We start from the raw sequence: 8,870 nt of genomic DNA on the forward strand, positions 1-8,870 counted from the left end.
GGCCCGATCGGCGGGTAGGTGTCCCACACGGTAGAACCAGTTCGTGGCCGGCGCCTCATCCCCCGGGGGTAAAGACGGTGCTCCTTCGGGTGAACCGGTGCCGCTTCGCCTGAACCAGCAGGCCGGCGGCGGTCCCAGCGCCAGGATAACCCGGTCACGGACGATCATCCGCCGGTCGGCGGCTGCCGGCTTACCGTACGCGGGTAATGACGGCGGGGGCGATAATGACGGAAGCCGTGGAAGCCGCGGTGGCGGACCGTGGCCGGGCCCGGACGACACGTGCCCGGCCAGGCCCCCGATCCCCCGGAGAGGAGGTGGTTCCCACCGGGTGTCACCCCGTCGAAGGGCAGAATCTCTCCCGCAGGGAGATTCCAGCCGGCGGTGGCTCGATTATGCTCACAACGGCTTCGCAAGCACATGGTCGTCGATGGTTGGGAGTGAGTTGCGGTATGGGGAAGCACGATGTGGAAATAACCCCGGCCGAACAAGCCGAGGTGATACAGATAGCCCGTTCGGTGGCGAAGCACTTTGCCGAGGCCGGCGCACGGGCTGATGCCGAGAACCGCTTTCCGACCGAGCTCGTGCCGATCTACAAGGAGAGCGGCCTGCCCGCTCTGGCCGTCCCGAAGAAGTACGGCGGCCTCGGCGCGGACATCTGGACCACCACCTTGGTGTCCAGGGAGCTCGCCAAGGGCGACCCGGCCATCGCGCTGGCGTTCAACATGCACCAGACCATGATCGGTATCTTCCGTGGCCTGCTGAACGAGGAGACCCGGCAGCGGGTCTTCGCCGAGGTCGTCAACGAGCGCAAGATCGTCTGCGGGCCCTTCAGCGAGGACCGGGCCGGGCTGACCGGTCTCGCCGACACCGTGGCGGTCCCCGACGGTGAGGGCGGCTGGCACGTCAGCGGCAAGAAGACCTGGGCCACCCTCTGCCTGGGGGCCGACATCGTCGCCTTCAACGCCACCGTCACCGATCCCTCCGGGGAGCTGCCCGAGGACTTCCAGGAGCACGCGTCCCGCGAGGCCGTCTTCGTCATCCCGATCGACACGCCCGGGATCAGCATCATCGAGACCTGGGACACCCTGGGCATGCGCGCGACCGGCACCCACACCCTCGTCTTCGACAAGGTCTACGTGCCGGCCTCGGCGTACGGCGGCAACTTCCGTAACGGCCTCTTCGGCGAGTTCGAGTGGGCGTCGCTGAGCTTCTCCGGCGTCTACCTCGGCCTCGCGGAGAAGGCCTACGCCGAGACCCGGGAGATCCTCAAGAAGAAGTCCCTCGGCGCGACGCAGGAGGGCAAGGACGTCGCCCTGAAGGGGATCGGCTACGTCCAGTACGGGCTTGGCAAGGTTCTGCTGGAGACGGAGACGGCGGCCCGGGCGCTGGAGACGACCGCCCGGATCCTCATCGAGGGCCGTGACGCCGAGTGGAACCCGATCGCGCGGGCGGCGTTCGTCGACGTCACCAAGGTCACCGCGACCGAGACGGCGATCAAGGTGACGGACGCCGCGCTCCGCCTGGTCGGCGGCTCGGCCTTCCGGCGCGGGCACGTCCTGGAGCGGCTCTACCGGGACGCCCGTGGCGGACCGTTCCACCCGCTGACCACCGACCAGGCCTACGACCTGCTCGGCCGGTCCGAGCTCGGCCTGCTCGGCTGAGCATCGGCCAGGCCCACGGCTCTGCTCGGCACTGCGTACCCGCGGGGACCGCGGCTGCTCCGGCCGCGGTCCCCATCGAGGGGCGGGGCTGTCGGCCGGGAGCCGTGATCTCCGCCGAGGCCCGCCACCCGAGATCCGCCACCTGAGGTCTGCCAGCGTGGCCGGAGACAGGGCCGACCGTCCACGGCACAAGAAAAACAGTACGCACCGTAGCAGTTCGCTGCGGTGCGTACTGTTGTGTCGGCCGATTCTCAAGCCTCGATCTCACGCATGGTCATCCCCAGGGAGCCCGCGATCGCCTGGGATCGGTTCACCGCGCCGAGCTTGCGCAGGATGTGCTTCACATGCGACTTCACGGTCTCCTCCGCGATGACCAGGGTCTCCGCGATGACGCTGTTCGTGGCGCCCGCCACCATCAGCTCCAGGACCTCCGACTCCCGCGCGGTGAGGTCCCCGCCGGGGTGCGCGGTGGCGACCAGGGCGGGCCGCGCGCCGTCGCCGGGCATGGCTCCGGTGCCCGCGTACCGGGAGAGATCGATACCCGCGTCGCAGAAGTCGTTCATCATCTCCACCGCCGACGACAGGATCTCCCGCACGTGGTTGCGCTGGGTACGCAGGCGCTCGGTCAGTACAGCCCGTTCGTAGACATGGCTGAAGCCGTCCGCGAACATCCAGAGAACATCCCGGTCGACGTCGTCCACGCGGCGTGAGGACGGATGGTGGTCCGCGTGCAGGAAGCCCACGACCTCCGGCCCGCGCATCACCGGGGCGACGACGTAGGACTTGGAACGCCCGGACTCCACGATGATCGGCCGGTAGACGGGCGCGTTCGCGGTGTCGTACACGACCGCGGGCCGGCAGTCGGTCAGCAGCCCGGTCTCGGGCGTCATGCCCTCCAGCGGGATCGGCCGGTCGATCCAGCGCGCGAACCACGACTCGTCACCGTTGCCGAAATAGGCCATCCACGGATGCCAGGCGCCGTTCTCCACCCGGGAGAGCACCGCGCGCCCGAAACCGCACCGCTGGACGAGCTCCCCGCACACCTGGTCGAGCAGGTCGGCCGAGTTCGGCAGCGTCCGCAGGCGCTGCAGCCCCGCGGCGCAGTCGGCAAACCGGCGGGTGCACAGGTTCAGGTCATGCTGGTAGAGGTCGAACGAGAGCTCCTGGAGATCCAGGATGAGATGGCACAGCTGCAGGCTGGTGTCGCTGCCCGCGGCGGTGATGCCGTCGGTGGCCCGCAGCCGGTCGATGCAGCGCCCGGCCAGGGTCGCGACGACCTCGGTCGACGTCCCCAGATCGTCGGGGATGACGGACGCCGTCGGCTCCGCGTGGAGGGCGGCCCGCACCTCGCCGTGCACGAGATCGAGGCGGGCCGCGAGATCGCGTTGGCGGCGCCGCCATCCTCGGACGCCGGTGGGTGCCGGGAACATGCTGGGCTTCCGGTCCGGGTCGGCGGTCATAAGGCGCGGTCCTGACTGCGCGCGAGGTACAGGTACCGGGCGATCGCCTCGGCGCGGTTCGACGCGCGCAGTTTGCGCAGGATGTGCTTCACATGCGATTTCACCGTGGTTTCGGAGACGGTCAGGCGGTCGGCGATCTGTGCGTTGGTCGCGCCGCTGGCCAGCAGGGCGAGCACCTCCCGCTCCCGCGGGGTCAGCCCGTCCGGGAGCCGGGGTGCGGATGCCGCGAGCATGCCGGGCAGCGACACCGGCGGCTTGGACTCGGTCGCCGGGATGCTCTGCCGCGCGAGCCGGACCGGGGCCGCGCTGAGCCCTTCGGTCATCATCCGGGCGGTGCAGAACGCCTTGGCGATCCGTTCCCGTTGCAGGGCGAGACGCTCGAGCAGCACCGTGCGCTCGAGAATCAGGCCGAAGCCGTCGGCGAAGATCTGGATACGCTCCCGGTCGTAGCCGGTGAGGCGGCGCCCGGAGGAATAGGTGTCCGCGTGCAGGTAACCGACGACCGAGCCACTTGCCAGGACCGGCGCGACGACGTACTCCCGGGTCTGGGACACCTCGACCAACGGGCGGAAGAGCCGGGGCTCGGACTGCGCCTGCTGGATCAGCGCGGGCACCTTGCGCCGGACGAGCTCGGCCTCGGGCATGGCGGAGGTCAGCGGAATCCGCAGGTCCTGGATGAAGTCCCGGAACGCCACGTTGACCGCGCTGTCGGCGTCGGTCGTGACGTGCAGCTCGGCGGGCAGCCAGGTCGAGCCGCGTAGGCTGGAGATCATCGCCCGGTCGAATCCACCGGCCGCGCACAGGGCGGCCGGAGCGGACGCGATGGCCTCCGCGGAAGTCGTGGCCCGGCGTATCCGGGCAAGCTCCTCCCTGATGCGGCTCAGCACCCGGAACGGCATACCGAACATGTGTGCACGCAGGTCGTTCTGCACGGCGCCGAGTTCGGCGAGCAGCGCGCCGGCCCGGGCCGCCTCCCCGCCCCGGACCGCCGCGTCGATGGATTCACCGTCGATCCGCTCGAGCCTGGCCGTGAGCGCCGCGGCCGAGCGGCTGCCGGGCTCGACCGGAGCCGCGTCCACCGCCGTGTGCAATGCCATGACCAGCTTCTTCTGGCGAATCTGAAGATCCGCCTGTGCTAACGCAGTGGTGGAATATGGTGACGCCACTGTCCCTTGTCCTCCACGTCCGAAGTGGACCGATCGCGACGACGGCGCGGCCCCCGGGGCCCAGCGCCCCTCGCGGGGGCCGGCCAACAGCTCCAGAGACCGGATCTATGTGTTGCCATATTTACTTCGGACAGAACGTAGGTGATTCAGGTCACTTCGTCAAGACTTCTCCGAATACGGCTCCCGGGCCGGCTCCGGGCCGGCTCCGGGCCGTCGGCGCGCCCGCCCGCGGCCGCCCGCCCACAGCGGCCGCGGGCAGCACATCATCGGTTGTGCAGGATACGGGCAGCTACCATGTGGAGTCTTTCCGTAATATCCGGCTGGCTTCGCAGATGAGCTGTGCGCGCAACGTCGTTGACCACCATCAACACGGCGTGGATACGGAAAAGCGCCGCGGTCCGGTCCAGGTCCGGGCGGGTGGCCGCCATCAGGGACACCCATTCCGCGACGTAGTCGTGCTGCGCCTTGCGAATTCTGTGACGATTCCAGTACGGAAGGTTCATGACCTCGGCGACCAGCACGTTGACGAGGTCGGTGTGCGCCATCGCGAAGTCGATGTAGGCCGCCACCACGTTCTCCAGGCCGCCCTGGGGGGTCGTGGCGGCCGCCAGCGCCCGGGCGAGGCCCAGCTGCAGGGACTCGGCCGCGCGCGCGACGATCGCCATCAGCAGGTCGGCCTTGCTGGCGAAGTGCCGGTAGACCCCGGCGCTGGTCACCCCGACCCCGGCGCCGACCTCCTCCATGGTCACCGTCTGGTAGCCACGGGTGCTGAACAACCGGGCCGCCGCCACCAGCAGCGCCTCCCGCCGCCCCCGCGGTGACAGCCCCGTCTCGGTGGTGGCCGGATCCGCGGCCGGCCGCCCGGACACGCCGGCGATGTCCACGGTGCACACCGACAGGGCCATCCCCCGCAGCAGGGCGGCCATCGCCTCCGGGGCGGCCGGGACCCGGTGGTAGGAGGGGCTGGTGAGCACGGCGAGCGCGCACCATGCCAGCAGTTCCGCGTCGTCCCGGCTCAGTTCCTCACGCGCGTCGTTCAGGGCGACGACGAAGCCCGCCAGGAAGGCGAAGAACCGCTCCCGCATCCGCTGCCGCTGCTCGTCGTCGAGATGGCGGCTCTCCCGGCTCCACAGCACCCCGAGGTCGCGCCGCCGGCCCGCCGTCTCGGCCAGGTCCTGCACCATGGCCGTGAGCTGGCCGCCGTGATGCCGGTCGACGGCGGCCGCCGCCAGGTCGAAGCTGTCGGTCAGCGCGCACACCAGCAGCTCCTCCTTGCTGCGGAAGTGCCGGTAGAGCGCGCCGGCGGTGATCCCGACCGCGCTGGCGATGTCCTCGGTGCTCACGTTGTGATAACCGAAACGGTAGAACAGCTCACTGGCAGCGGTGATGATCTGAGCTCTGCGGTTGCGTGGACGCGGAGTTCTCGTGATCGTACCTCTGCCGCCACGCTCGCTCACTGCCCGCTCCCACCCTGCCGTCTCACGCGGATACCGCTCCTGCCCGGGCTCCCCCACCGCCGGTGGCTGACGGCGCGATCCGACGGCAACGCCCCCGGCCAGGCCTCCGGCCAGGCGCCCGGCCCGTGTCCGGGGAGCGCCGCGTGCCACTTCACGCACCGCCTCGCGCATCGCCGGACGAGGTGGAGTTGTTGACCCATTAAGTTACTCCTGATTTACTTCTTGCCATCGGAGCCAACTCTCCACGAGCGGCCACCCCTCCACCGTCTTCTGATCACAACGCCAGCCCTCCGCCCCGTCCACCGGGGCTCCGGCCGGCATCCTGCGGCCGGGCGGGCCAGCCAGGAGAAAAACGATCTTCTCCGGTACCGGCGGCCGGCCGGCGGTAGGCAGCCGGACCGTCAGGGCGGCAGCCGGCCCGGGCGGGGCGCGTCGGCCCCGTGAGCAGGTGTGAAACAGCCGCCGTGACGATCAGGAGGAGCTGACGGTGCTGGTCGACGGATTCATCGGTGGCGGTTCCTCGGACGGGACCAGCGGCGCGGATATCGCCGGTATCTCGGCCCAGGTCGCGGAGGCCGAACGGATCGGGTACGACGGGGTGTGGGCGACCGAGGTCGGCCGCGACCCTTTCTTGCCATTGCTGCTGGCCGCGGACCGCTCACCACGGCTGCAAATCGGTACCGCCATAGCCGTGGCATTCGCCCGCAACCCGATGACCATGGCGTCGACAGCGAACGACCTCCAGACATTCAGTGCCGGCCGGTTCGTGCTGGGGCTGGGCTCTCAGATCAAACCACATATTCAGCGCCGTTTCAGCATGCCGTGGTCCGCGCCGACCGAGCGGATGCGGGAGTTCGTCCTGGCCATGCGGGCAATATGGCGTAGCTGGCACCATGGGGAGCCACTCGACTTCCGCGGCGACATATACCAGCACACATTGATGACGCCGCTGTTCAATCCCGGGCCCAGCCCCTACGGCCCGCCACCGGTCCTGATAGCCGCGGTCGGGACGAAGATGGCCTCGGTCGCCGCCGAGGTCGCCGACGGCATACTCGTGCACTCTTTCACCACCGAACGCTATCTGCGGGAGGTCACCCTCCCCGCCGTCGAATCGGTGCTCCGTGACAACGGCCGGCAACGGGAACAGTTCACCCTCTCCTACCCGGGGCTGGTGGCCACCGGGGTCGACGAGAAAAGCTACGACGATGCCGTGCGGACGGTGCGCGAGCGCATCGCCTTCTACGGGGCCACCCCGGCCTACCGCGGTGTCCTGGACCTGCACGGCTGGGGCGACCTGCACACGGAGCTGCACCGGCTGTCCAGGCAGAACGAGTGGGACGTCATGACCAAGCTCGTGGACGACACCGTGCTGCACACGTTCGCGGTGGTGGGTGAGCCGGCGGCGGTCGTCACGGAGCTCCGGCGCCGCTTCGACGACCTGATCAACCGGTTCACCCTGTTCGTGCCCTACCCGCTGGCCGACGAGGCCCGCCAGATCATCGTGGCCGGGCTCCAGCGGGACTGAGCCGCGGCGGCCGTCGTGGGCTGCCGCGGGCCGGCCGCGGGTTGTCGTGGGCTGACCGCGGGCCCGCAGGGGCACGCCCGCGGTCAGCCGGGGAGAACCTGCCCGGCCACGGCGAGCACGACGAAGACGATCGCGATGATCGTGCAGGAGCGGGCGCCCCGGCGCAGGGAACGCTCCTTTTTCGCCCGTCCCTCCGGCGAGAGGGAGGCGGGCACGAGGGCGGCGGCGTTGCGCTGCCCCCACCGTCCGATGGCGAAGAACGCGGCGGCGAACGCGAGCTGCACCAGCACCGCGGCGATCATCATGTCGAGCCGGTCATCATGTCGAGCCGGTCATCGTGCCGCGGGGAGGGACAGCGGCGGCGGGGCCGTCAGCGACGGAGGGGCGGCTGCGGGCGGCAGGGACAGCAGGGACGGCGACAGTGGCGCCGCGGGCGCCGGGCCGCTGGTCACGCCTGGCCGCGGGAGCACCGCGGAGCCGTCGGACGGCGGCGCGTCGGGATCCGCGGGCCGGTAGTCGTCGGCGTACTCCACGTCCGCCGCCCTGATCCGGTCGGCGAGCCATGCCCGCCAGACCGCGAGCGCGCGCTCCGAGCGCAGCGCGTCCCGTACCTGGTCCCTGACCTGCTCGAAAGACGGCTGGCTGGCCGGCCTGTCCTCGAGAACCTGGCCGACGTTCCAGCCGGAACGGGTCTGCACCGGGCCGAACACGGAGCCCACCGGGGCGGCGAAGGCGGCCTTGGCGTACTCGGCGTCCAGCTGCGGGGCGGTGACGAATCCCAGATCTCCCTGGCTGCCCCGGGTCGACTCGTCCAGTGACGTCTCACCGGCGAGGGCGGCGAAGTCCGCGCCGTCCCTGGCGCGCCGCACCACCTGGTCGGCCTCCTCCCTGGTGGCGACCACGATGTTGCGCAGACGACGCTGCGCGGGGACGGCGAAGTCCGTCCGGTGGCCCTCGTAGTACGCGGGCAGCTGGTTGTCGGTGACGGCCGCGGCCGCGGGCGCCGTCACATCCTGGAACAGCCGGGCCGTGCGCTGCTGGCGTCCGACCTCGTCGAGGACGTCGTTCTCGGACACCTTCAGCTTGGCCAGCAGGTCGGTGAAGGCACGCTGCCCGTCCGCCCCCGGCCCCATCTGCTCGTCGATCATCTTGGTGAGGGTGTCCCGGGCCGCCTTGTCCGCGATGACGATCTGGCGCTCGGCGGCGGCCCTGTCCATGATCATGCTCACCGCGACCGCTTTGGCGACGTCCCGCCGGAACTGCTCCAGCTCGCTGCCGCCGACCGGCTCGCGGATCCCGTAGAGCGCGCCGAGGACCTCGACCCGGGCCTGCAGCTGGTCCCTGGTCACCACGGTGCCGCCCACGCGGAAGGCGGCGTTGCCGGGCAGGCCGGTCACCAGCGGCACGATGAGCAGCGCGAGCCCGGCGACGACCAGCGGTACCAGCAGCACCAGGACCGTGCGCACCCATGACCGGCCCAGCGGGCCCGGTAGCGCCCTCATACCTTCACCTCCGTCCGCGCCGCGCTGGACGTGCCGTCCGGCGGCGGCGCGCCATGCTCGCTGCCGGTCCCCGGCGCGCCGCGCCCGTCGTCCGGCACA

General features: G+C 70.6%; 7 protein-coding genes. 2 read left to right on the top strand and 5 right to left on the bottom strand.

What is annotated here, in order from left to right; genetic code table 11:
- The first annotated feature begins 449 nt into the window (after positions 1-449).
- On the top strand, positions 450-1,661 hold the full coding sequence (locus AC5LSR_RS00470) for an acyl-CoA dehydrogenase family protein (RefSeq protein ID WP_250282593.1): 1,212 nt from the start codon (positions 450-452) through the stop codon (positions 1,659-1,661).
- Between the two features lie 251 nt (positions 1,662-1,912).
- On the opposite strand, the gene AC5LSR_RS00475 is transcribed toward AC5LSR_RS00470, so the two are convergent.
- From AC5LSR_RS00475 to AC5LSR_RS00485, 3 genes are all read right to left on the bottom strand, one after another.
- Positions 1,913-3,121 carry a response regulator transcription factor gene (locus AC5LSR_RS00475; protein WP_250291060.1) on the bottom strand — a complete coding sequence of 403 codons (1,209 nt, stop codon included), beginning with the start codon at positions 3,119-3,121 and terminating at the stop codon, positions 1,913-1,915.
- A complete protein-coding gene (locus AC5LSR_RS00480) occupies positions 3,118-4,218 on the bottom strand; it encodes a helix-turn-helix transcriptional regulator (RefSeq protein ID WP_250286335.1) in 1,101 nt (366 codons plus the stop codon). The genes AC5LSR_RS00475 and AC5LSR_RS00480 overlap by 4 nt, the downstream gene beginning before the upstream one ends.
- Before the next feature lie 332 nt (positions 4,219-4,550).
- The gene (locus AC5LSR_RS00485) at positions 4,551-5,744 is read right to left on the bottom strand and encodes a TetR/AcrR family transcriptional regulator (RefSeq protein WP_250286333.1); all 1,194 of its coding nucleotides are present in this window, start codon (positions 5,742-5,744) and stop codon (positions 4,551-4,553) included.
- Between the two features lie 487 nt (positions 5,745-6,231).
- Here AC5LSR_RS00485 and AC5LSR_RS00490 point away from each other — a divergent pair, with 487 nt between their 5' ends.
- Entirely contained in the window at positions 6,232-7,269 is a 1,038-nt protein-coding gene (locus AC5LSR_RS00490) for a TIGR03617 family F420-dependent LLM class oxidoreductase (RefSeq protein ID WP_250286331.1), read from the top strand.
- Positions 7,270-7,352: 83 nt separating this feature from the next.
- Here AC5LSR_RS00490 and AC5LSR_RS00495 read toward each other — a convergent pair whose 3' ends face one another.
- Together AC5LSR_RS00495 and AC5LSR_RS00500 are read right to left on the bottom strand one after the other, a co-directional pair.
- Positions 7,353-7,574 carry a hypothetical protein gene (locus tag AC5LSR_RS00495; protein WP_250286329.1) on the bottom strand — a complete coding sequence of 74 codons (222 nt, stop codon included), beginning with the start codon at positions 7,572-7,574 and terminating at the stop codon, positions 7,353-7,355.
- Positions 7,575-7,601: 27 nt separating this feature from the next.
- On the bottom strand, positions 7,602-8,771 hold the full coding sequence (locus tag AC5LSR_RS00500) for a peptidylprolyl isomerase (RefSeq protein WP_250286327.1): 1,170 nt from the start codon (positions 8,769-8,771) through the stop codon (positions 7,602-7,604).
- Positions 8,772-8,870 lie beyond the last annotated feature (99 nt).

It is taken from the genome of Protofrankia sp. CiP1_Cm_nod4 (assembly GCF_982290645.1).

Coding starts and splice junctions, on each gene's coding strand:
- AC5LSR_RS00470 (WP_250282593.1), top strand. CDS start 450: ATGGGGAAGCACGATGTGGAAATAACCCCGGCCGAACAAGCCGAGGTG.
- AC5LSR_RS00475 (WP_250291060.1), bottom strand. CDS start 3,121: ATGACCGCCGACCCGGACCGGAAGCCCAGCATGTTCCCGGCACCCACC.
- AC5LSR_RS00480 (WP_250286335.1), bottom strand. CDS start 4,218: ATGGCATTGCACACGGCGGTGGACGCGGCTCCGGTCGAGCCCGGCAGC.
- AC5LSR_RS00495 (WP_250286329.1), bottom strand. CDS start 7,574: ATGATGATCGCCGCGGTGCTGGTGCAGCTCGCGTTCGCCGCCGCGTTC.
- AC5LSR_RS00500 (WP_250286327.1), bottom strand. CDS start 8,771: ATGAGGGCGCTACCGGGCCCGCTGGGCCGGTCATGGGTGCGCACGGTC.